The sequence below is a fragment of the Acidocella sp. genome (assembly GCF_013044125.1).
Taxonomy (GTDB): domain Bacteria; phylum Pseudomonadota; class Alphaproteobacteria; order Acetobacterales; family Acetobacteraceae; genus Acidocella.
Genome location: NZ_JABEVC010000027.1, coordinates 1 through 20,740, shown reverse-complemented (window position 1 = coordinate 20,740; position 20,740 = coordinate 1). Strand labels below are relative to the sequence as shown.

19 protein-coding genes are annotated in these 20,740 nt (G+C 63.8%); 15 read left to right on the top strand and 4 right to left on the bottom strand.

Annotation, left to right across the window (positions count from 1 at the left end):
* From HKL97_RS01430 to gabT, 4 genes are all read left to right on the top strand, one after another.
* Nucleotides 1-1,732 (top strand): AsmA family protein (locus HKL97_RS01430; protein ID WP_291422130.1); only part of this gene is annotated, 1,732 nt, incomplete at its 5' end.
* Nucleotides 1,729-2,424, top strand: a complete 696-nt coding sequence (locus HKL97_RS01425; protein WP_291422128.1) for an ATP12 family chaperone protein — start codon at nt 1,729-1,731, stop codon at nt 2,422-2,424. The genes HKL97_RS01430 and HKL97_RS01425, both read left to right, overlap by 4 nt.
* On the top strand, nt 2,421-2,708 hold the full coding sequence (locus tag HKL97_RS01420) for an acylphosphatase (protein ID WP_291422126.1): 288 nt from the start codon (nt 2,421-2,423) through the stop codon (nt 2,706-2,708). Before HKL97_RS01425 ends, HKL97_RS01420 begins: the two co-directional genes overlap by 4 nt.
* 89 nt (nt 2,709-2,797) lie before the next feature.
* Nucleotides 2,798-4,075 carry a 4-aminobutyrate--2-oxoglutarate transaminase gene (gabT, locus tag HKL97_RS01415; RefSeq protein ID WP_291422124.1) on the top strand — a complete coding sequence of 426 codons (1,278 nt, stop codon included), beginning with the start codon at nt 2,798-2,800 and terminating at the stop codon, nt 4,073-4,075.
* A 53-nt stretch (nt 4,076-4,128) separates the two neighbouring features.
* Here the strand turns inward: gabT and HKL97_RS01410 are convergent, their stop codons facing one another.
* Nucleotides 4,129-5,385 carry a sodium:proton antiporter gene (locus tag HKL97_RS01410; protein WP_291422122.1) on the bottom strand — a complete coding sequence of 419 codons (1,257 nt, stop codon included), beginning with the start codon at nt 5,383-5,385 and terminating at the stop codon, nt 4,129-4,131.
* 77 nt (nt 5,386-5,462) lie between these two features.
* Between HKL97_RS01410 and HKL97_RS01405 the strand changes: the two genes are divergently transcribed.
* On the top strand, nt 5,463-5,591 hold the full coding sequence (locus HKL97_RS01405; protein WP_291422120.1) for a hypothetical protein: 129 nt from the start codon (nt 5,463-5,465) through the stop codon (nt 5,589-5,591).
* A 9-nt stretch (nt 5,592-5,600) separates the two neighbouring features.
* Here HKL97_RS01405 and HKL97_RS01400 read toward each other — a convergent pair whose 3' ends face one another.
* Nucleotides 5,601-6,425: a creatininase family protein gene (locus tag HKL97_RS01400; protein ID WP_291422118.1), complete on the bottom strand. Its 825-nt coding sequence runs from the start codon at nt 6,423-6,425 to the stop codon at nt 5,601-5,603.
* Nucleotides 6,426-6,501: 76 nt separating this feature from the next.
* Between HKL97_RS01400 and HKL97_RS01395 the strand changes: the two genes are divergently transcribed.
* A complete protein-coding gene (locus tag HKL97_RS01395) occupies nt 6,502-7,938 on the top strand; it encodes a mannose-1-phosphate guanylyltransferase/mannose-6-phosphate isomerase (protein WP_291422116.1) in 1,437 nt (478 codons plus the stop codon).
* 8 nt (nt 7,939-7,946) lie between these two features.
* On the opposite strand, the gene HKL97_RS01390 is transcribed toward HKL97_RS01395, so the two are convergent.
* Entirely contained in the window at nt 7,947-8,231 is a 285-nt protein-coding gene (locus tag HKL97_RS01390) for a BolA family transcriptional regulator (RefSeq protein ID WP_291422114.1), read from the bottom strand.
* 127 nt (nt 8,232-8,358) lie between these two features.
* Here HKL97_RS01390 and HKL97_RS01385 point away from each other — a divergent pair, with 127 nt between their 5' ends.
* From HKL97_RS01385 to HKL97_RS01355, 7 genes are all read left to right on the top strand, one after another.
* Entirely contained in the window at nt 8,359-8,967 is a 609-nt protein-coding gene (locus tag HKL97_RS01385) for a J domain-containing protein (RefSeq protein ID WP_291422112.1), read from the top strand.
* Between the two features lie 62 nt (nt 8,968-9,029).
* Nucleotides 9,030-10,040: a cobaltochelatase subunit CobS gene (cobS, locus tag HKL97_RS01380; protein ID WP_291422110.1), complete on the top strand. Its 1,011-nt coding sequence runs from the start codon at nt 9,030-9,032 to the stop codon at nt 10,038-10,040.
* A gap of 6 nt (nt 10,041-10,046) precedes the next feature.
* Entirely contained in the window at nt 10,047-11,924 is a 1,878-nt protein-coding gene (gene cobT / locus HKL97_RS01375; RefSeq protein ID WP_291422107.1) for a cobaltochelatase subunit CobT, read from the top strand.
* Nucleotides 11,925-12,012: 88 nt separating this feature from the next.
* The gene (locus HKL97_RS01370) at nt 12,013-13,164 is read left to right on the top strand and encodes an ATP phosphoribosyltransferase regulatory subunit (RefSeq protein WP_291422105.1); all 1,152 of its coding nucleotides are present in this window, start codon (nt 12,013-12,015) and stop codon (nt 13,162-13,164) included.
* A complete protein-coding gene (locus HKL97_RS01365) occupies nt 13,161-14,450 on the top strand; it encodes an adenylosuccinate synthase (RefSeq protein ID WP_291422104.1) in 1,290 nt (429 codons plus the stop codon). The genes HKL97_RS01370 and HKL97_RS01365 overlap by 4 nt, the downstream gene beginning before the upstream one ends.
* Before the next feature lie 117 nt (nt 14,451-14,567).
* Nucleotides 14,568-14,969 (top strand): GtrA family protein, encoded by a 402-nt coding sequence (locus HKL97_RS01360; protein ID WP_291422103.1) that lies wholly within the window; start codon nt 14,568-14,570, stop codon nt 14,967-14,969.
* A 157-nt stretch (nt 14,970-15,126) separates the two neighbouring features.
* Nucleotides 15,127-16,146, top strand: coding sequence for a glycosyltransferase family 2 protein (locus HKL97_RS01355; RefSeq protein ID WP_291422101.1), 1,020 nt, complete (start codon nt 15,127-15,129; stop codon nt 16,144-16,146).
* Between the two features lies 1 nt (nt 16,147).
* Here the strand turns inward: HKL97_RS01355 and HKL97_RS01350 are convergent, their stop codons facing one another.
* Nucleotides 16,148-17,041, bottom strand: a complete 894-nt coding sequence (locus HKL97_RS01350) for a site-specific tyrosine recombinase XerD (RefSeq protein ID WP_291422133.1) — start codon at nt 17,039-17,041, stop codon at nt 16,148-16,150.
* A gap of 28 nt (nt 17,042-17,069) precedes the next feature.
* Between HKL97_RS01350 and aroB the strand changes: the two genes are divergently transcribed.
* Nucleotides 17,070-18,713 (top strand): 3-dehydroquinate synthase, encoded by a 1,644-nt coding sequence (gene aroB, locus HKL97_RS01345; RefSeq protein WP_291422099.1) that lies wholly within the window; start codon nt 17,070-17,072, stop codon nt 18,711-18,713.
* Between the two features lie 83 nt (nt 18,714-18,796).
* A complete protein-coding gene (gene lepA, locus HKL97_RS01340) occupies nt 18,797-20,602 on the top strand; it encodes a translation elongation factor 4 (RefSeq protein WP_291422097.1) in 1,806 nt (601 codons plus the stop codon).
* The last annotated feature ends 138 nt before the right edge of the window (nt 20,603-20,740 follow it).

The window sequence follows — 20,740 nt, the reverse complement described above, 5'->3', positions numbered from 1 at the left end:
GGTGCAGGGCGCGCTCGCCCGCCCGCGCACGGCGAGCGGCTATGGCCTCGCCGTGGCACTCAATATTCCGGCGCTGGAGGATCTGGCCGCCAGCCTCCCGCCCGGTCTGACCGGCCCCCTGCCTCCCGTGCATGACATCGCGGCTACAGCCCGGATCACCGACCAGGATTCAACCATCCCGGCAATCGATGACCTTTCTGTCAAAGCCGGTACCTCTGATCTTTCTTCTCTCCGGCCGGGGCTGACGCTCAACGCGCTGGATATTGAGATGGCATCGCTCAACCAGCCGCTTTCGCTCAGCGCCGCGGCCACGCTGGGCAGCACCCCCCTCACCCTCGCCGGCCATTTCGGCCCACCCCGGGCGCTTTTGAATCCCGCCCTGCTGCCGGCGCGCACCGGGCCGCAAGGCAGCTTTCCAGTCACAATCAATGCGCAGTTCGGGTCGGCCAAGGCCAGCCTCACCGGCGCGATTGCAACCCCCGCGACGCTCGCGGGCGCCGCGCTGGCGCTGAACCTGACAATCCCCGACCTCTCGGCACTCAGCCCGGCCGTGGGCGCCAGCCTGCCCGCATGGAAAAACATCACGGCGCAAACCACGCTGATAGACCCCGGCGGACTTGGTCTGCGCAATGCCATTGGCCTGGATACCCTCACCGTCAACATGGATAACGCGGCCTTCGGCGGCGATGCCGGCCTGTATTTCGGCCCCCAGCCTAGGCTGCAACTCGCCTTGCAGTTCACCGGGCTGAATGCCGACGCCTTACTGGCGGCGATGCCGAAACCGGCCACGGTGCCCGCCAATCCCGCCCCCACCGCCGCCGCCGTCTTCACCGACACGCCGCTGGCGCTGACATGGCTGAAATCAGCCCGCGCCGATGTGCAAATCTCGGTGGATACGCTGATCTGGCGCCAGATGACCTATACGGCGCTCCAAGGCCATGCCGTTCTCGCAAACGGGCAGCTCACGGTCAGCCCGCTAACCGCGCAACTCCCCGGCGGCAACCTCACCGCGAGCGTATCGGTGAATGCCAGCAAGGAGCCCGCGGTGGAAAGCCTGGCGATGAGCGCCCCCGCTCTTGCGCTCGCTCCGATGTTGAAAGCCTTTGGCCTGCCCGGCACGGCCGAAGGCACCATGCAAATCCGGCTCTCGGCCACCAGCAGCGGCGACACCCCCCATGCCATCGCCAGCGGCCTGAACGGGCAGCTGGGCTTAGCCATGGCCAACGGCGTTGTTGACGGCTCTGTCTTGCAAAGCCTGTTCGGCGGCGTGCTGCAAACCGCCGGCCTGCCCGCGGGTCTGGCCGGGGCCACAGGGCCGGTGCCGGTGCGCTGCATGGCATTGCGGGTTGATGCCGCCAACGGCATCGCCACCATCCGGGCCATGGCGCTGGATTCCAGCCGCCTGCGCTTGCAGGGGAGCGGCAGTGTGAATGCCGGGGGGGAGACGCTGGGCGTCGTTCTGCTTCCCCAGTTGCCGATGCTGCCCAATGAAACGGGCAGCCCGGTGGCGATTAACGGCAGCTTCGCCGCCCCGGTGGTTGAGGCGGCTCCAGCCGGCAGCATCCAGGCAACCGGCGGCGACATCTGCCCGGTGGCGCTGAAACTGGGGCGCTTTGGCCAACCCGGCCCGGCGGCGGCGATCACGCAGCCGCCATCCGCCGGCATGCCAGGCGCCGTTGCCCCGCCTTCCGGCGGGCCAAAAAATCTGTTGAACGGGCTGCTCGGCCCATGAAACGATTCTGGACATCAGCATCCGTCGTACCGGAAGGCGCGGATTTCATCATCCTGCTGGACAACCGCCCCCTGAAACTACCCAGCGGCGGCGCGCTTCGCGTGCCGTTCAAGGATTTGGCCGGCGCAATTGCCACTGAATGGGCAACGGCCGGCACGGATTTCACGCCCGATGACCTGCCCCTCACGCGCCTCGCCACAACAGCGCAGGACCGTATCAGCCTGCACCGCACAGAGATCGCCGGGCAACTGGCGGCTTACGGCATGAACGACCTGCTCTGCTACCGCGCCGAAGGCCCGCCGGGGCTGGCGCAGAGCGAGGCCGAGGCGTGGGACCCCTGGATCAACTGGCTGGACCGGCAGCTCGGCATCAGGCTGGAATCGACCTCCGGGGTCATGCCGCTGCGGCAAACGCCTGAGTACCATGACATCTTCACCGCGCATCTGATGCGCATGGACGAATATCAATTGGCGGGGCTTGGCGTGATCGTCCCCGCATTGGGGAGCCTTGTGCTGGCGCTCGCAGTGGAGGCCGGGGCGCTGGACCCGGACGCGGCCTGCCGTTGCGCCAGCCTCGGGGAGCTCTGGCAGGAAACGCGCTGGGGGATGGACGCCGAGGCCAGCGCACGGCGGCGGATCATCGCGCAGGATATTGCCGTGAGCGCCCGTTTCATGGTCCTCTGCCGCGCATGAAAGCCACCCATCTGTTCATCACCGGCCGGGTTCAGGGTGTCGGCTTCCGCGAATGGCTGGCAAACGAGGCGCAGCGGCTCGGGCTTTCCGGCTGGGTGCGCAATGTCGGCCAGGATGCCGTGGAAGCCCTCATCGCCGGGGACACCGTGGCGGTCGAGGAATGCCTGCGGCTCTGCCGCCGCGGCCCGCGCGCCGCCATCGTCGAAACAATCAAGGATACGATCACGGAACCGCCGGCGGAGCCCGGCTTCATAAAACGGGCCTCGCTTCCCGCCAGACCGTGAACCCGCTCAAGGCAGATATCCGCAACACCGCGTTTACACACCGGCAAAGCTTGCTAGGCTCGCCGGGCCCTTAAGGAGTTAGAACCAATATGAGTACGAACAGTGAGTTGATGGCCCGCCGCGAAACCGCGGTGCCCCGCGGTGTGGGCAATGCGCACCCGGTCTTTACTCAACGCGCCGAAAACGCCGAGCTTTGGGACGTCGAGGGCAAACGCTATATTGATTTTGCCGGCGGCATCGCGGTTCTGAACACCGGGCACCGCCACCCCAAGGTGATGGCGGCGGTCGCCGAGCAGCTCTCGCGCTTCTCGCACACCTGCTTCCAGGTCTCGCCTTACGAGAGCTATGTCGCGCTGGCCGAACGGCTGAACGCGCTGGCCCCGATTGAAGGCCCCGCCAAGACGATCTTTTTTACCACCGGCGCCGAGGCGCTGGAAAACGCCGTGAAGATCGCCCGCGCCGCCACCGGACGTTCCGGTGTCATCACCTTCGCCGGCGGCTACCATGGCCGCACCATGCTGACGATGGCGATGACCGGCAAGGTGTTGCCCTACAAGAAAAAATTCGCGCCGCTCCCGGCCGAGATCTACCATGTCCCCTTCCCGCATGCCCCCTTTGGCGTGACCGTGCAGGACAGTCTGCGCGCCATTGACATGCTGTTCCGCGCCGATATCGAGCCGGAGCGGACCGCCGCGATCGTGCTTGAGCCCGTGCAGGGGGAAGGCGGATTTATCCAGGCGCCAACCGAGCTGATGGAGGCCCTTCGCGCACTCTGTGACAAGCACGGCATTCTGCTGATCGTCGATGAAGTGCAGACAGGCTTCGCGCGGACCGGTAAAATGTTCGGGGTCGAGCATTCCGCCGTGAAGCCCGATATTATCACCGTCGCCAAATCGCTGGCGGGCGGGTTCCCGCTTTCCGGCGTCATCGGGCGCGCCGCGATCATGGATGCAGCCGAGCCAGGCGGGCTGGGCGGCACCTATTCCGGCTCACCCATTGCCTGCGCCGCGGCGCTGGCTGTGCTCGATGTCATCGAGGAAGAAAAACTGATCGAACGCGCCAATCATATCGGCGCGAAGATGAAATCCCGGCTGGAGGCCATCTCGCGCCGCAACAACACCGTCCCCATTGCCGAAATCCGTGGCCCAGGGGCGATGATCGCGTTTGACGTGGTGGCAACACGCGGAACCAACGAGCCGGACCCCGAGATGACCAAAAAGGTGATCGCCAAGGCCCGCGAAAACGGGCTGATCCTGCTGTCCTGCGGGGTGTATGGCAATGCCATCCGGCTGCTCGTGCCGCTCACCGCCTCCGACGCACTGCTCGACGAAGGACTGGACGTTCTTGAACAGGCGCTGACGGTTTAGGTCTCCTTCAAGCGGTTAGATTGAGCCTTCCGGTTTAATCTAACCGCTCAACCTTAAAAAAAAAGAAAACTCATCAGCACGTAAACCGGCGTGAGGATGAGGCTCATGAGTCCCGCGAACGCGAAAAACCCGGGCATTTTAACCGCCCGGCGCGCCGCGATTTCGCGGACCATGAGGTTGGGGGCGTTGCCGAGGTAGGTAACGGGCCCAAAAAACACGGAACCAGCCGCAATGGCCGTCAGCAGATGGGCGGGTGCGGCACTCAGGCTGGCGGCATGCCCACCCGCCGCCTCGAAAAAAATCAGATAGGTCGGCGCGGCGTCCAGAATGGCTGAGGCAATTCCCGAGGCCCAGAACCAGGACAGCGGATTGGGGGCCAAAGCGGCTGTCTGCAATAGCTGAAAAACCGGCGTGATGGTGGCAAAGATCGCAAAAAACAGCATGACGATCTCGCGCATCGCCCCCCAGGCAAAACGGTTGTGGCTGCGGATGGCGCGCGGGGTCAGAGCCTCTGAGAGCGCGATGCACCCCAGCTCAACCACGATCAACGCCAGATGCTCCCCCGGAATCTTCGCGGATAGAATGGTGACCATGCCTGGATGCCAGATACCGGCCAGAGGAATGGCGAGGACCAGCACCACCAGCAAAAAAATATTCATCCCCCCGCCGATGCGGAATTTTTGCGGACGCGGCATGGCATCCCGCCGCGCGAAATAGAGATCCGCCCCCAGGCAAAGCAGCAGTACCGGCACGGCCAGAACCAGCAGCGGTTGCCAGAGATGAACCGCCGGCCAGAAAAAAGGCACGCCACGGAGAAACCCGGCCAGCAAAGGCGGGTCGCCCAGCGGTGAGAGCGCCCCGCCGCAATTGCCAACCAGAATAATAAAGGCGAGGATCAGGTGCCGTTTCTCCGCGCGATATCCATTGGCCGCCAGCAGCGGGTGGATGAGCAGCAAGGTGGCCCCGATCGTCCCCATGATCGAGGCCAGAACCGTGCCAATGACAAGAAGCAGCAGGTTGCCGCAAGGGCGCCCCCAAGGGCCGCCTTTAATCGAAATCCCCCCGCCAAGCGCATAAAGCGCCAGCAGCAAGGTAATGAATGGCAGGAATTCGGCCAGCGAAACCTGCCAGAGCGTCTGCGCCGCATTCATCAGGCCGCCTGAGAGCATCCGCAACATAAAGCCCAGGGCAACCCAGCCGCCGATGACCGCCGCCATCCACCTGTGCCATAAACGCGGCGCCACGCCCGGGAGGATTGCGAAACTGAGCAGAACGCCCGCAAAGGGAAACGCGGCGGCGAGTTGCCCCATCAGCCCAAGCCGGATACGTAGCTGGAAACCACTCTCATCACCGCCCTCACCTCATACTGAAAAAAAGGATCTACCACATGAGCGCTGAAAACCACGGCCACGACCCCAGCAACCCGCATTATTTCGGACTTCCGCTTGGCGTGATTCTCGCCACACTGGTTGCCATTGCCGCTGTTGGCATCACTTTGCTGAAATTCCTCAAGTAGTACCGGCGCTCAGACCACGCAGCCGGCGGCACTGCGCGGCAGCCTGCCAAAGTGAACCACGAATTGCGCCGCCGCGCTGATCAGCGACTCGGCGGTTTGCGCCCCGAGTTCAGCTGAGGCCAGCGGCCACGCGGCCTGCGTGGCTGCACGCGGCACCTGGTCGAACTCGACCGGAGCATCAATCGCAAGACCGTGAAAATCCACGGTGCCAAAGCCTGAGACCGGCAGGCCGAGCACGGTCTCACGCCCATGCGCCGGCGCCTCGCCGGGTTGCACAAAAACACCGCGCAACGCCTTGGTGAGCGAGAGCAGCGGTTCCGCGCCATGGCCAAAACGCTCCTGGCTGCCCGCGCCAAGCTGGGCCTCCATAAGCTGGCGCGCAATTTTCCATAAATAAAATGACGGTAGAATGACATTTCGCGTCCGCCGTATCTCCAGCGTCACCTCATGAATCACCGGCACATTGCCGCCATGGCCGTTCAGGATAACAATATTGCTCAGCCCATGTCCGAGCAGGCTGGCCAGCAGCTCCGCCAGCACCGCCCGGAAACTGGCCGGGGAAAGCGCCAGACCGCCCGGCGTGGCGCCAAAATAATCCGCAACGCCAAAAGGCAGACAGGGGGCGACGAAGGTTGCAACACCTTTGCCCGTGGCGGCCTGCGCAATACGCACGGCAAGCTGCTCCGCCAGCAGGTAGTCACCCATCGGTAAATACGGACCATGATCCTCATGGCTGCCAAGGGGCAGCAGGACCACGGGGTTTGCCGCCGCTGCTTGCGCGAAAGTTGCAGCCGTCATATCGCCAAGCCGGAAATTTTGTCTGGAATCGCTCATGATCTTGTTTTGCCGTTTCCAGTTAACAATCGTAAAGAGCCAAATTTAATTTCGTTGTACAACGGCAGGATGCATCATGGACTTCGCAGAACACGGTCAGAAAATTATCCCCGTGATCCTCTCCGGCGGATCGGGCACGCGCTTGTGGCCTGTCTCGCGCAAGAGCTTCCCCAAGCAGTTCTGGCCGCTCATTTCGCAGCACTCCATGCTGGCGCAAACCGCGCTGCGCGCCGCCGGCGCCCGCTTCGCCGCCCCGATTGTCGTGACCAACCAGGATCATCGCTTCGTCGTCGCCGAGCAATTGCGCAACGCGGGCATTGAGGGAGCGCAGATCATGCTGGAACCGGTGGGACGCAACAGCGCGCCGGCCATTGCGGCAGCGGCGCTGCTGGCCGCGGAAACCGACCCCGAGGCGGTTTTATGGATCATGGCGGCCGACGCCTCGATCAGCGATCTCGCAGCGCTTGAAGCCGCGGTGAATACCGCTGCCAAGGCCGCGGAGGCGGGATACTTCGTCACCTTTGGCATGCAGCCGGCCGCGCCGGAGACCGGCTACGGCTACATCGCCCAGGGCGGCGCGCTGGAGGATCTGCCCGGCGTCTTTCACCTTAATCGTTTTATCGAGAAACCGGACGCCGCCACCGCCGTCCGCTTGCTGGCAGAAGGCGGCAACCTCTGGAACTCCGGCATGTTCATGTTCCGTGCCAGTGTATTGCTTGGCGAGATGGAGCGCCTGGCCCCCCGGCTGCTGGAGGCCGTGCGCGCCGCCATGCTGGCGCGAACCACCGACCTCGACTTCATCCGGCTTGGCGCCGAGGCTTTTGCGGCGGCGCCTGATATCAGCATCGATTACGCCATCGCTGAAAAAACCAGCAAGGCCGTCGTGGTTCCCGCGGCCATCGGCTGGTCTGATGTGGGCTCCTGGTCGGCCCTGGCCGATATCGCGCCCAAGGATACGGATGGCAATTTTGCCCTGGGCGATGTGGTGCTCGAAAATGTTCACGGCAGCTACGCCCGCAGTGACGGTATCATGACCGCCCTGCTCGGTGTGCGCGATCTGGTGGTGGTCACCACGCAGGACGCGGTGCTGGTGGCTCACAAGAACGAAGCGCAGAACGTTAAAAAAATCGTCGACCGGCTGAAGCAGATGAAGCGGCCGGAAGCCGACACCCACAACCGCACCTACCGGCCATGGGGGTTCTATGAGAGCCTGATCCAGGGGGACCGCTTCCAGGTGAAGCGAATCGTCGTCTGGCCGGGGCAGAAACTTTCCCTGCAGAAGCATTTCCACCGCGCCGAGCATTGGGTGGTGGTGGCCGGCTGCGCCAGTGTCACGCGCGATGCCGAAATCCTCATGGTGCATGAGAATGAAAGCGTCTACCTGCCCCTGGGATGTATCCACCGCATGGAAAACCCCGGTAAAATCCCCCTCACCATCATCGAGGTGCAATCCGGCCCCTATCTCGGAGAGGACGACATCATCCGCTTCGAGGATACCTACGGCCGCAATTGAGGAACTTCCTAATCCTGCGCCTCTTCGGGCGTGCGCAGGATTAGAGACAGCGCATGCAACCCGGTGGTGAACTCCGCCGCCAGGGCTTCATGCACCGCGCGCGAGCGCGCCACGCGCGAGAGCCCGGCCAGCGCCGGCGAGACCATCAGCACGCGGTAATGCGTCTCACCGGCCTCCAGCCCACTGCGGGCGGCATGGCTCGCATGCTTGCGGCTCTCATCGGCGATCTCCAGCCTGACCGGCTTGAAAGCCGCCACCAGCAGATCGCGCATCCGATCATCTCTCTTGCTCATATTCATCACGTCATACCTTCAATCATTCGATCGTTCATCCAATCATCGTACCGGCATCTTCTGCCCCGCGCGCATATCAGCCACAACCGAGTGTTGCCAATTTAAGCCAAGCGCGCACATTAGGGCCATGATTTCGTCAACACGCAAGCAACCAACCCGCAAGCCGCGCGCCTATGCCCCAGACCCCAGCGCCCCAGGTCAGGCGTGCGATTCGCCCGGCTGCCCGCACGAAGGCGAATACCGCGCGCCAAAATCACGGGCCGGGTCGCGGGATTTTCATTGGTTCTGCCTGGATCACGTCCGCGAGTTCAACGCCTCCTGGGACTATTACAAAGGCATGTCGGCTGAAGAGATCGAGGCGCAATTGCGCGCCGACACCTCCTGGCAGCGGCCGAGCTGGCCGCTTGGCCGGTTGGGGCAAACATCGCGGATGGATGAGACGCTCGAAGCCGAATTGCACGCCTTCGCCTTTGGCGCCCGGCCCAAGCCCGCGCCCAACCCAGGCGTTCCGGCTGATATCCGCGAGGCTCTCAGCGTCCTGAACCTCACATGGCCGGTCACGCTGGCCACCGTGAAAGCAAAATACAAGGAACTTGCCAAGCGCCACCATCCGGATTCAAACAATGGCGACAAGCACTCCGAGGAAATGTTGAAATCGATCAACCTTGCCTATGCGGCGCTTCGTGGCAAACTGGCCGCAAAGCCTGCTCAGGCATCCCAAACTTCCGGCCGTTGAGCATATTCGCCCAATTGCCCCACGCCGCTACCCAAGTACGAAGCAACAGGATTGAACCTTTAATGAACAACATCGCCGCACTCACCGAAACCAGCAACTCAGGCCCCTCGGCGATCAACATGCCCGATATAAAGGTTAACGCCCGCGAGGTTTTTGGCATCGACGTTAATCTGGAGGTTCCCGCTTTCTCGGTCCGCACTGAGCATGTGCCCGAGATCGACCCCGCCTATCAGTTCGACCGGGAGACGACGCTTGCGATTCTGGCCGGCTTCGCCTTCAACCGCCGGGTGATGATCCAAGGCTACCACGGCACCGGCAAGTCGACCCATATCGAGCAGGTGGCGGCGCGGCTGAACTGGCCTTGCATCCGCGTCAATCTGGACAGCCACATCAGCCGTATCGACCTGATCGGCAAGGACGCGATCGTGCTGAAGGACGGCAAGCAGGTCACCGAATTCCGCGAGGGCATCCTGCCCTGGGCGCTGCAGCACCCCTGCGCGCTGGTGTTTGACGAATACGACGCCGGCCGCCCGGATGTGATGTTCGTGATCCAGCGCGTCCTTGAGGTCGAGGGCCGGCTCACCCTGCTCGACCAGAATAAGGTAATCCGCCCGCACCCGGCCTTCCGCCTGTTCGCCACCGCGAACACCGTGGGCCTGGGCGACACCACCGGGCTCTACCATGGCACGCAGCAGATCAATCAGGGGCAGATGGACCGCTGGAACATCGTCGCCACGCTCAATTATCTGCCCCACGCGCAGGAGGTGGCCATCGTGATGGCCAAACTCGGCATCCCAGCCGGTGATACTGCCCTGAAGAAGCGGACCGAGAGCATGGTGGCGCTGGCGGACCTCACCCGCGCCGGGTTCATCGCCGGGGACATCTCCACCGTGATGTCGCCGCGCACCGTTATCACCTGGGCGGAAAATACAAGAATTTTCGGCGATATCGGCTTTGCCTTCCGTCTCACCTTCCTCAACAAATGCGACGAGGCCGAACGCAACACCGTGGCTGAGTATTATCAGCGCTGCTTCAACGAGGAGATCTCAACCGGCTTGCGCAAGCCGGCCTGAAACCAGATGACCGCGAATAACGACCAGGGCCGGAGCGAGGACTTCAAACGTGCCACTGCTAATGCGCTGCGGGCCATGGCGCAGACGCCTGACGTGGAAGTTGCCTACCAGCCCGGCCCCTCCGGGCTGGTAGGCAAGCGCGCGCGGCTGCCCGCTCCCTCGCGCGCCCTGGCGCCGCCGGAGATGGCAAAACTGCGCGGTGCCGCGGACTCACTCGCCCTGCGCCTGCGCTATCACGACAATGCCATCCATGCCGCCCGCAACCCCGCCTCCAAGGAGGCGCGCGAAGCCTATAATGCGCTGGAGCAGGCCCGCGTTGAGGTCTTCGGCTCCGAACACATGGCCGGCGTTGCCGCGAACCTGCGCGGCAAGCTGAACGAGGAGTACGAAAACGAGGGGCTCGACCGCATGACGCTGCGTGAGCAGCTTCCCCTGGCCAGCGCCCTCGCCCTGCTTGCGCGCGAGCGGATGGACCCGGCTTCGGTACCCGAGCCGGCCAAAAAAATACTGGCCTTGTGGCGCGGCACGCTGGGCGATGACGCCGAAGCGGCCCTGGATGAACTGGCAGCCACCCGCGCCAACCAGGCGCATTACACCAAAGCCGCGCGCAAGCTGCTGGCGGCGGTCCATCTGGCGGAGGCGGAGGCGGAAGCAACCGAGGAGGATGAATCCGAAAACGCCGAGGATTCGGGGGAGCAAACCTCGCAGCAGGACAACTCCCAGGACAGCGACGCCCAAAGCCAGAGCCAGGAGGAGGCCATGCTCGCGGCACAGCCGGAAATGACCGAGGGCGAAGCCGCCGACCAGGACACCGAGGAAGACAGCGACGCTGAAGACAGCGCCGCTGACGCCGAGGATTCTCCCGCAGGCCCCCAACAGCACCGCCCGCCCGCCCATGGCGATGACAGCACGGCCTACCGCGCCTTTACCCGCGCGCATGATGAAGAGATCAAGGCCGAAGACCTTTGCGACCCCGATGAGCTGACCCGGTTGCGCCAGCAGCTGGACCAGCAATTACAGCATCTGCATGCCGTGGTGGCCAAGCTGGCCAACCGGCTGCAACGCCGGCTGCAGGCGCAGCAAACCCGGGCCTGGGAGTTTGACCTGGAAGAAGGAATGCTCGACGCCGCCCGGCTGTCGCGGATCATCGTCGATCCGCTTCTGGCCCTCACCTATAAGCGCGAACGCGATACGGAATTCCGTGATACCGTGGTCACCCTGCTGATCGACAATTCAGGCTCGATGCGCGGGCGGCCGATCACCGTGGCGGCGATGTGCGGCGATATTCTGGCCCGCACGCTGGAGCGCTGCGCGGTGAAGGTGGAGGTTCTGGGCTTCACCACGCGCGCGTGGAAAGGCGGGCAGAGCCGGGAACAATGGGTTGCCGCGGGCAAACCGCCAACCCCCGGCCGGCTGAATGATCTGCGCCACATCATCTACAAATCCGCCGACACCCCCTGGCGCCGGGCCCGCAAGAATCTGGGGCTGATGCTGCGTGAAGGGCTGCTGAAGGAAAACATCGACGGCGAAGCGCTTCTCTGGGCCTACCGGCGGCTGCTCGCGCGCCCGGAACACCGGCGCATTCTCATGGTCATCAGCGACGGCGCCCCGGTTGACGACTCCACCCTCTCGGTGAATTCCGGCAACTATCTGGAGCGGCATCTGCGCGATGTAATCCGCGATATCGAGACCCGCGAACTGGTGGAGCTGATCGCCATCGGCATCGGGCATGACGTGACCCGCTATTACCGCCGGGCCGTGACGATCGTTGACGCCGAGGAGCTGGGCGGCACGATGATGCGCAAACTTACCGAACTATTCGATGAGGACGAAGCCGAGGCGTGGTCCCGCTTTGCCGGGCGGAGCGCCGCGATGATTGCCTGATTATCATCAAACCCCGCCGCGCCAGCCCCGCGCAATTGGACGTACGGCGCAGCAATGCTATAGCGCCGCGCCACTGTCATTGGTTCCCATGAACGAATCCTCGCTTACCCACCCCGCTTTGCTCCCCGCCGGCCTGCGCGATGTCCTGCCTCCCGAGGCGGAGCTGGAGGCGCGTTCGGTCGAAACCATCATGGATTGCTTCGCCGCGCACGGCTATCAACGCGTGAAGCCGCCGCTGCTGGAGTTTGAAGACAGCCTGTTCGCGGGCTCAGGCGCCGCCACGGCCGAGCAAACCTTCAGGCTCATGGACCCCGACAGCCAGCGCATGATGGGCCTGCGGGCTGACACGACGCCGCAGATCGCCCGGCTTGCGGCCACACGGCTGGCCAGCGCCCCGCGACCGCTGCGGCTGGCTTATGCCGGGCAATGCCTGCGGGTGCGCGGCTCGCAGCTGCAGCCGGAGCGCCAAATTGCCCAGGCCGGCATCGAGCTGGTCGGCCACGATACCCCCGAAGCCGACGCCGAGATCATTTTAACGGCCGTTGAAGCCCTGGCGGCCATCGGCCTGACCAGCATCAGCATCGACCTCACAGTGCCCCGGCTGGTTCTGCATCTGCTCGAAGACTTCCCCGCCGTAAACCGCCCTGCCCTTGTGCGCGCGCTGGACCGCAAGGACGCCGCCGAGGTGGCCGAGCTTGGCGGCCCCATCGCGGAGCTGCTGCTCCAGCTCCTGGAGGCCACCGGGACCGCCGAGCGCGCGATACCAGCCTTGCTGGCGATCAACCTGCCGGAGAGCGCGCGTATTCAGGCCGTGCGCATGGCCGAGACCGTAGCCGTCATCCGGCACCAGCGGCCCGACCTACCCCTAACCGCCGATCCCGTGGAATTTCGCGGCTACCAATATCATACCGGCATCTGCATGACCCTGTTCGCCCCCGGGCGGCAGGCGGAGCTTGGCCGTGGCGGACGCTATCTATGCGGCGCCGGCGAACCCGCCACCGGCATCACGCTGTATCCTGACACCATTGTCCGCGCAGCCCCCGCCCCGGCGCTGCGCCCGCGCATCTATCTGCCCTTCGGCACCACGCCAGAGCAGGCGGCTTCCTGCCGGGCGCGTAATTTTGCCACCATCGCCGGGCTGGCGGCACACGCCGCACCGCGGCAGGAAGCAGCCCGGCTTGGCTGCAGCTGTATCTATGAAGACGGGGCCATCGCTCCACTTGCCAAGGATCTGACATGACCAACGTAACAATTATCGGCGCGCAATGGGGTGACGAGGGCAAAGGCAAGGTGGTGGACTGGCTCGCCAGCCGCGCGGATGTGGTGGTACGCTTCCAGGGCGGGCACAATGCCGGGCATACCCTGGTCGTCGGCGAGCAGACGTATAAACTCTCATTGCTGCCCTCCGGCCTGGTGCGCGGCAAGCTTGGCATCATCGGCAACGGCGTGGTCATAGACCCGTTCGCCCTGCTGGCGGAAATCGCCCGCCTCTCCGCCCAAGGCCTGCCGGTAACGCCGGAGACCCTACGCATCGCCGACAATGCGCCGCTCATCCTGCCTTTGCACGCAGCGCTGGACAGCGCGCGCGAGGTTGCGCGCGGCGAGCGCAAAATCGGCACCACCGGGCGCGGCATTGGCCCGGCCTATGAAGACAAGGTCGCCCGCCGGGCCATCCGGGTCTGCGATCTGGCCGAGCCGGAGACCCTCTCCGCCAAACTCGACGAGCTGTTGTTGCACCACAACACATTGCTGGCCGGCCTCGGGGCGCCAACCTTCAACAAGGCCGACCTGCTCGCCAGCCTGCTCGAGCTGGCGCCCAAAATCCTGCCCTTCGCCGAACCCGTCTGGGAACGGCTGGCTCAGGCCCGCCACGATGGCCAGCGCATTCTGTTTGAAGGCGCGCAGGCGGTGATGCTAGATGTCGACCACGGCACCTACCCGTTTGTCACCTCCTCCAACACGGTCGCGGGCACCGCGGCGTCGGGCAGCGGCATGGGGCCGGACGCCGTGGGCCGCGTGCTGGGCATCGCCAAAGCCTACTGCACACGCGTCGGCTCAGGCCCCTTCCCGACCGAGCTGAACGACGATACCGGCCGGATGCTTGGCGAACGCGGTCATGAATTCGGCACGGTAACAGGCCGCAAGCGCCGTTGCGGCTGGTTTGACGCCGCATTGGTCCGCCAGGCCGTGAAGGTCGGCGGCATCAACGGGCTGGCGCTCACCAAGCTGGACGTGCTCGATGGCTTCAGCGAATTGAAAATCGGCGTTGGCTACCGGATCAACGGCCAGACCTTCAAGCATCTGCCCGCAGGCATGGCCGCTCAGGCCGCCGCCGAGCCGATTTATGAAGTGCTCGAAGGCTGGAGCGCTTCTACCCGCGGCGCCCGTTCCTGGGCGCAACTCCCCGCCGCCGCGATCAAATACGTCAAGCGAATCGAGGAACTGGTCGAAGCGCCCGTCACCCTGCTTTCAACCAGCCCGGAGCGTGACGACACGATCCTGGTGCAGGATCCGTTTGCGAGCTGATTTGGCGCTGCCAGCCCTCCAACCCCGCGCCGCCATGGCTTCACCCCGCTCCGCAAGGCGGGGTGAATAATGGCGAATGTGGCTTACCAAAAACTCCTGGCCGGGCTGGAAGCCTCCGTGGCGCTGTTTTCGCGCAGCGGCGTCAGCGAAAAATTCATCCGCTTCGCCATCGTCGGCATAATGGGTTTTTTCTGGGATACCAGCACGGTCTACGCGCTCCGCGGCGCCATAGGGCTCTACATGGCCGGTGTCATGGGCTTCCTGGTGGCCGCCACAGCCAATTGGGGCGCCAACCGTATCTGGACATTCCGCCACCACATCCACACCGCGCCACATGTGCAATGGATGCGCTTTCTTCTCGCCAACTCCATCGGCTTCGTGTTTAACCGTGGAACATTTTTCGCTTTGATTTCAATAAGTAAACTCTGTCACGACCAGCCGGTACTCCCCATCATTGCGGGCTCCGCCGCCGGCCTGAGTTTCAATTATTTTCTTTCCAAAAGATTTGTCTTCAGTTAACGCAACCAAAGGTAATATAAGCATTAAAAATTCAACCCTGGGGTAATTCAACGATGCTCAGGGCGCATCCCGCCGTAACAGCGAGGAAACCGCCAGCCATGCGCCTGCGTTTTTTATTTGCCTCCGCTTTACCCCAGAGCATTGCGGGAATGCCTCCTTGAAAATACCCGGTGAAACGCCCCCAAAACAACTGGCGGGCCGCCGCCCTGCCATAGACGCCTATGACGCTGACATCGTCATTTTGTCCCTGGACCAGCCCGCGGAGACAATCGAGACAATCCAGTCCGCCCTGGCGCAACGGGGCGGCATGTTCCATGTCACGGTGCTGGACCAGGGCTCCCGCCCGGAAACCCAGCAGACCCTGGCCAGATTATTCGCAAATACCCCCCATTTCTCGTTATACGCCGCCGCGGAAAATCCCGGCGTTGCCGCCGGGCGCAATCTTCTGGCTACCCTTGGGCATGGCCGGATTATCGTGGCGCTTGATACTGGCGCCGTCTTTGCCGAAAAATGGGTGCTCGCCCGGGCTCTGCGGGCTTTCAACCAACGGCCTGAATTAGGAGCATTGGGCTTCAACATCCTCAGCGCCGGCGCCCAGCCCCCGGGCAAATCAAGCTGGGCCTACCCTTTGCGTCTCATCGCCCGGTCCAACGGCCGGTTCAATGCCACAACCCTCCCTCGCGCTGGACATGCGATCCGCCGCGTAACCTGGAACGCCGCCGGCGGTTATGACCCAAGGTTCTTTTCCGCCTGGGAAGAATACGACTTCTGCCTCTCCGCCATCGCCCGCAACTGGACCATTTCATACGACGGCACGCTGGCCATTATTTACAAGACCACACCAAGCGCCCCCGCCATCGAGGCCCTCACGCATATGGCGCCTTTCGTCCGCAACCGGCTGCTCATTGGCCGCAAATGGGGCGCCTCATGGCCGGCGCTGGCCCCGCGCATGCTCGGTTATCTCGTAACGGGCTTTTGGAACGGCTGCCCGAGGGCGGCATGGGATGGCATCCGGGCCGCCTATCGCGATGATCCTCCAACCCGCCGCAAAATGTCCAAGGAGATGCGCCGCTATATCGCCGCCAACGAGACCCGGCACGAGCGCATTGTTTTCAGTGGCCTGCTTGTCCCTTCCGTCCGCTGCGCGGTGCAGCGGACTTCAGGGGCAGGACACTAACTCAGCGCGCCAGCGGATGATGCGCCTGCACTAGGCGTTGCAGGCGTTCGGCCAGCACATGCGTATAAATCTGCGTCGTGGCGATATCCGCATGGCCCAGCAGTTTTTGCAGGCTCCGCAAATCCGCGCCATGCGCCAGCAGATGCGAAGCAAAAGAGTGCCGCAGCACATGCGGTGACAAGCGGGCCGGGTCTATGTTCGCCCGCAGCGCCACCTGCTTAAGCAAAAGGGCAAAGCCCTGGCGGGTCATCGCCTGGGCCGGATCACGGCCACTGAAGAGGTAGCGCGGCGGCGGCTTCAGCCCGGCCGATGCCTCCCGCAACCGCGCCGCTGCCAGTTTCGCCATGTCTGATAGCGGCACAATCCGCTCCCGCCCGCCCTTGCCCTTCAACATCAAAACAGCGGCATCGCTGGCCAGAGCGCGGGCCGGCAGCGCCAGCAACTCCGAGACGCGCAAGCCAGTGGCGTATAAAATCTCCAGCCCGGCATAGGCCTTCAACCCCGGCAACCCGGGAAACGCCCGCGCGGCCTGCAAAAGCCCGTCAACCTCGGCCTCGCTCAAATATTTCGGCAGGCTTTGCGGCAGGCGCGGGCTTGTCACCTCGGCGGCCGGATTATCCTCGCGTATCCCCTCGCGCAGCAGAAACAGGAAAAACTGTCGTAGCGCCGAGAGCCGCCGCGCCTGCGTGCGCGCCGCCAGCCCCGATTGGTGCAACGAGCCGATATACTCACCCACATGACCAGTGCCAGCCCCGCCCGGCGTTATGCCCCGCGGGCGCGCAAATGCCGCGAAATCGTCCAGATCCGCCCGATACGCGGCGAGCGTGTTGCGGGCCGCGCCGCGCTCGGCCGCCAACATTTCCAGGAACGCCTCGATATGGCCATCTATCGTCATGCGGATGATGTGATAAGCCTCTCTCACGATGCGACTCAACACCCAAAACCTTCCCCCCTCCGAACGGAGTATCGTGCTCGTCGGCCTGATGGGCGCCGGCAAGACCGCCATCGGCAAACGCCTGGCGGCTCAGTTGGGGTTGGCGTTTTTTGACGCCGACCAGGAAATTGAGCGCGCCGCCGGCATCACCATCGCGGAGATTTTCGCCAAGCATGGCGAGGCTCATTTCCGCGCCGGGGAGAAGCGTGTCATCCAACGGCTGCTCGCGGACGGACGAATCGTCCTGGCCACGGGTGGAGGCGCCTTCATGGACCCGGAAACCAGGGCAACGGTGCGCGAGCGCGCCATTTCGGTATGGCTGCGCTGCCCCCTGCATATCCTTGTGCAGCGGGTCCACGGCCGCACCCACCGGCCACTGCTCAACGCCGGCGACCCGGCGCAAATCCTGCAACGCCTTTCCCATGAACGCAGCCCGTTCTATGCCCAGGCGGACATCATCGTCACCGGCTCAGAGGACCCCCCGCACGTGACCACCAGCAATGTTATCACCGCCCTGAACGACTACATCGCCCCACGCCGGGTGAGCGTGCAATTGTCCCAGAGCCACTACGATGTCGTGATCGGCTCCCAGCTGCTCGCGCGCGCCGGCGCGCTGATCGCGCCGGTTTTGCCACAACCGCGCTGCGTGATCGTGACCGACACAACGGTGGCGGCCCTGCATCTGGCCACATTGCAAAACAGCCTTACCGAAACCGGTGTCAGCCACGACTCCATCATCGTGCCACCTGGCGAAGCCTCCAAAAGCCTGCACACCTGGGCTGACGTCGTGGACCAGTTGCTGGCGCGCAAGGTTGACCGCCATACCACGATTATCGCCCTCGGCGGCGGCGTGGTGGGCGATCTGGCCGGTTTCGCTGCGGCCGCCACCCTGCGCGGCCTGCCATTCATCCAGATCCCGACCACCCTGCTGTCCCAGGTGGACTCAAGCGTTGGCGGCAAGACCGGCATCAACTCGCCGCATGGCAAAAACCTCATCGGCGCCTTTCACCAGCCCATCATGGTCCTGGCCGACACCAGCATCCTCGCCACCCTGCCCCCGCGCGAACGCCGCTCGGGCTATGCGGAAATCGTGAAGGCCGGGCTGATCGCCGATGCAGCCTTCTATGAATGGTGCGAATCCCACGCCCCGGCGATGCTGGATGAGGATTCGCACGCCCTGGCAGAAGCCGTGGAGCGGGCGGTCCGCTTCAAGGCGCAGGTCGTGGGCGATGACGAGCGGGAAACCAAACTCAACAACGGCCGCGCCCTGCTCAACCTGGGCCATACCTTCGCACATGCGCTGGAAGCAGAGACCGGCTACGGCCAGGGCCTGCTGCACGGCGAGGCCGTGGCGGCCGGCCTGGTGCTCGCCACGCATTTGTCCGCCGCGCTCGGCCATTGCCCGCAGGAGGATACCAGCCGCATCGCCGCGCATCTGCGCAATGCTGGCCTGCCCACGCAAATCGCCGGCCTGCCGGCGGAGCATCTGCTCGCCCACATGAAGCAGGACAAAAAAATGCGCGGCGGGCGGCTGCATTTCGTGCTGACGCGCGGCATCGGCCAGGCCTTTACCAGCAGCGACGTGCCCGAAGAGGCCGTGCGCGCCACCCTGCTCGCCAACGGCGCGCTGTAGCGCCGCCATCCGGCGGGAAGGATTTGCCCCTTCCCGCCTTTATAGCTGTCGACGTTGCGGCTGTTTCTGCGTATGTCACACCCATGACCGACACGCCGACCGAACTGATCCGTAATTTTTCCATCATTGCCCATATCGACCATGGCAAATCCACCCTTGCGGATCGCCTGATCCAGTATTGCGGCGGCCTGACCGCGCGCGAGATGACCGAGCAGGTGCTCGACAACATGGACATCGAAAAAGAGCGCGGCATCACCATCAAGGCGCAGACCGTGCGGCTGGAATACCCGGCCAAGAACGGCAAGACCTATGTGCTGAACCTGATGGACACCCCAGGCCATGTCGATTTTGCCTATGAGGTGAGCCGTTCCCTGGCCGCGTGCGAGGGCTCGCTGCTGGTGGTGGATGCCTCCCAGGGCGTGGAGGCGCAGACGCTGGCCAATGTGTATCAGGCCATCGACGCGCACCATGAAATTGTCCCGGTCCTGAACAAAATCGACCTGCCCGCCGCCGATGTGCCGCGTGTGAAGCAGCAGATCGAGGACGTGATCGGCATTGACGCCTCCGATGCCGTGGAAATTTCCGCCAAGACCGGGCTGAACATCGAGGGCGTGCTGGAAGCCCTCGTCACCCGCCTCCCCGCTCCCAAGGGCGATGCCGAGGCCCCGCTCTCCGCTTTGCTGATCGACAGCTGGTACGACCAGTATCTCGGCGTTGTCACCCTCGTGCGCGTTAAAAACGGGCGGCTGAAACGAGGCCAGAAGGTGCGCATGATGGCAACCGGCGCCGTGCATCCCATCGAGCAGCTCGGCGTCTTCACCCCGAAAATGCGCGCCGTGGAAAGCCTGGGGCCGGGCGAGATGGGTTATATCACCGCCGCCATTAAAACCGTGGCGGATTGCAAGGTGGGCGACACCATCACCGACGACCGCAACCCGGTGGCCGAGGCGCTGCCTGGCTTCAAACCCTCGATCCCGGTGGTCTGGTGCGGGCTGTTCCCGGTGGATGCCGATGATTTCGAGAAACTGCGCGACTCGCTGGGCAAGCTGCGTCTGAACGACGCCAGCTTCCACTACGAGGCTGAAACCTCGGCCGCGCTCGGCTTTGGCTACCGCTGCGGCTTCCTCGGGCTGTTGCATCTGGAAATCATCCAGGAACGGCTGAGCCGCGAGTTCGACCTCAACCTGATCGCGACCGCGCCCTCCGTGGTGTATAAGATCTTCAAGACCAACGGCGAGATGGAGGAGTTGCACAACCCCTCCGACATGCCCGACGGCAGCGTGATCGACCATGTCGAGGAGCCCTGGATCAAGGCCACCATCATGGTGCCCGATGACTACCTGGGCGCAGTGCTGACCCTGTGCAACGAGCGCCGCGGCCAGCAGGTGGACCTCACCTATGTTGGCACCCGCGCCATGGCGGTGTACCGCCTGCCACTGAACGAGGTGGTGTTTGACTTTTACGATCGTCTGAAATCCATCAGCCGCGGCTATGCCAGCTTCGACTACCAGCTTGAGGACTATGCCGAGGCCGATCTCGTCAAAATCTCCATATTGGTGAACCAGGAGCCGGTGGACGCACTCTCCTTCATCGCGCACCGTTCTCAGGCGGAAGCTCGCGGCCGCTCCATTTGCGCCAAGCTGAAAGATCTGATTCCAAAACAGCTCTTCAAAATCGCCATCCAGGCCGCCATCGGCAGCCGGGTCATCGCGCGTGAGACCATCTCGGCCATGTCCAAGGATGTGACGGCGAAGTGCTACGGTGGCGATATCAGCCGCAAGCGCAAGCTTCTGGATAAGCAGAAAGAAGGCAAAAAACGCATGCGCCAGTTCGGCAAGGTGGAAATCCCACAGAGCGCCTTCCTGGCCGCGCTCAAGATGGACGCCTGAGCCGCTAGTGGGACACGTCATTGAAAATGCCGTGTCCCACTAGTGTCCTGATTCGGAAGTCGTCTGCATTTTAGGCATTTGTTGTGAGGGAGCGCAGGCAGAAGCGTTGAATTGAGGCGAGGATATCGTCGGCGCTCT

Excerpts from the sequence above, each read along its gene's own strand:
- HKL97_RS01425 (WP_291422128.1), top strand. The coding sequence starts at position 1,729 with ATGAAACGATTCTGGACATCAGCATCCGTCGTACCGGAAGGCGCGGAT.
- HKL97_RS01420 (WP_291422126.1), top strand. The coding sequence starts at position 2,421 with ATGAAAGCCACCCATCTGTTCATCACCGGCCGGGTTCAGGGTGTCGGC.
- gabT (WP_291422124.1), top strand. The coding sequence starts at position 2,798 with ATGAGTACGAACAGTGAGTTGATGGCCCGCCGCGAAACCGCGGTGCCC.
- HKL97_RS01410 (WP_291422122.1), bottom strand. The coding sequence starts at position 5,385 with ATGGGGCAACTCGCCGCCGCGTTTCCCTTTGCGGGCGTTCTGCTCAGT.
- HKL97_RS01405 (WP_291422120.1), top strand. The coding sequence starts at position 5,463 with ATGAGCGCTGAAAACCACGGCCACGACCCCAGCAACCCGCATTATTTC.
- HKL97_RS01400 (WP_291422118.1), bottom strand. The coding sequence starts at position 6,425 with ATGAGCGATTCCAGACAAAATTTCCGGCTTGGCGATATGACGGCTGCA.
- HKL97_RS01395 (WP_291422116.1), top strand. The coding sequence starts at position 6,502 with ATGGACTTCGCAGAACACGGTCAGAAAATTATCCCCGTGATCCTCTCC.
- HKL97_RS01390 (WP_291422114.1), bottom strand. The coding sequence starts at position 8,231 with ATGAGCAAGAGAGATGATCGGATGCGCGATCTGCTGGTGGCGGCTTTC.
- HKL97_RS01385 (WP_291422112.1), top strand. The coding sequence starts at position 8,359 with ATGATTTCGTCAACACGCAAGCAACCAACCCGCAAGCCGCGCGCCTAT.
- cobS (WP_291422110.1), top strand. The coding sequence starts at position 9,030 with ATGAACAACATCGCCGCACTCACCGAAACCAGCAACTCAGGCCCCTCG.
- cobT (WP_291422107.1), top strand. The coding sequence starts at position 10,047 with ATGACCGCGAATAACGACCAGGGCCGGAGCGAGGACTTCAAACGTGCC.
- HKL97_RS01370 (WP_291422105.1), top strand. The coding sequence starts at position 12,013 with ATGAACGAATCCTCGCTTACCCACCCCGCTTTGCTCCCCGCCGGCCTG.
- HKL97_RS01365 (WP_291422104.1), top strand. The coding sequence starts at position 13,161 with ATGACCAACGTAACAATTATCGGCGCGCAATGGGGTGACGAGGGCAAA.
- HKL97_RS01350 (WP_291422133.1), bottom strand. The coding sequence starts at position 17,041 with ATGACGATAGATGGCCATATCGAGGCGTTCCTGGAAATGTTGGCGGCC.
- aroB (WP_291422099.1), top strand. The coding sequence starts at position 17,070 with ATGCGACTCAACACCCAAAACCTTCCCCCCTCCGAACGGAGTATCGTG.
- lepA (WP_291422097.1), top strand. The coding sequence starts at position 18,797 with ATGACCGACACGCCGACCGAACTGATCCGTAATTTTTCCATCATTGCC.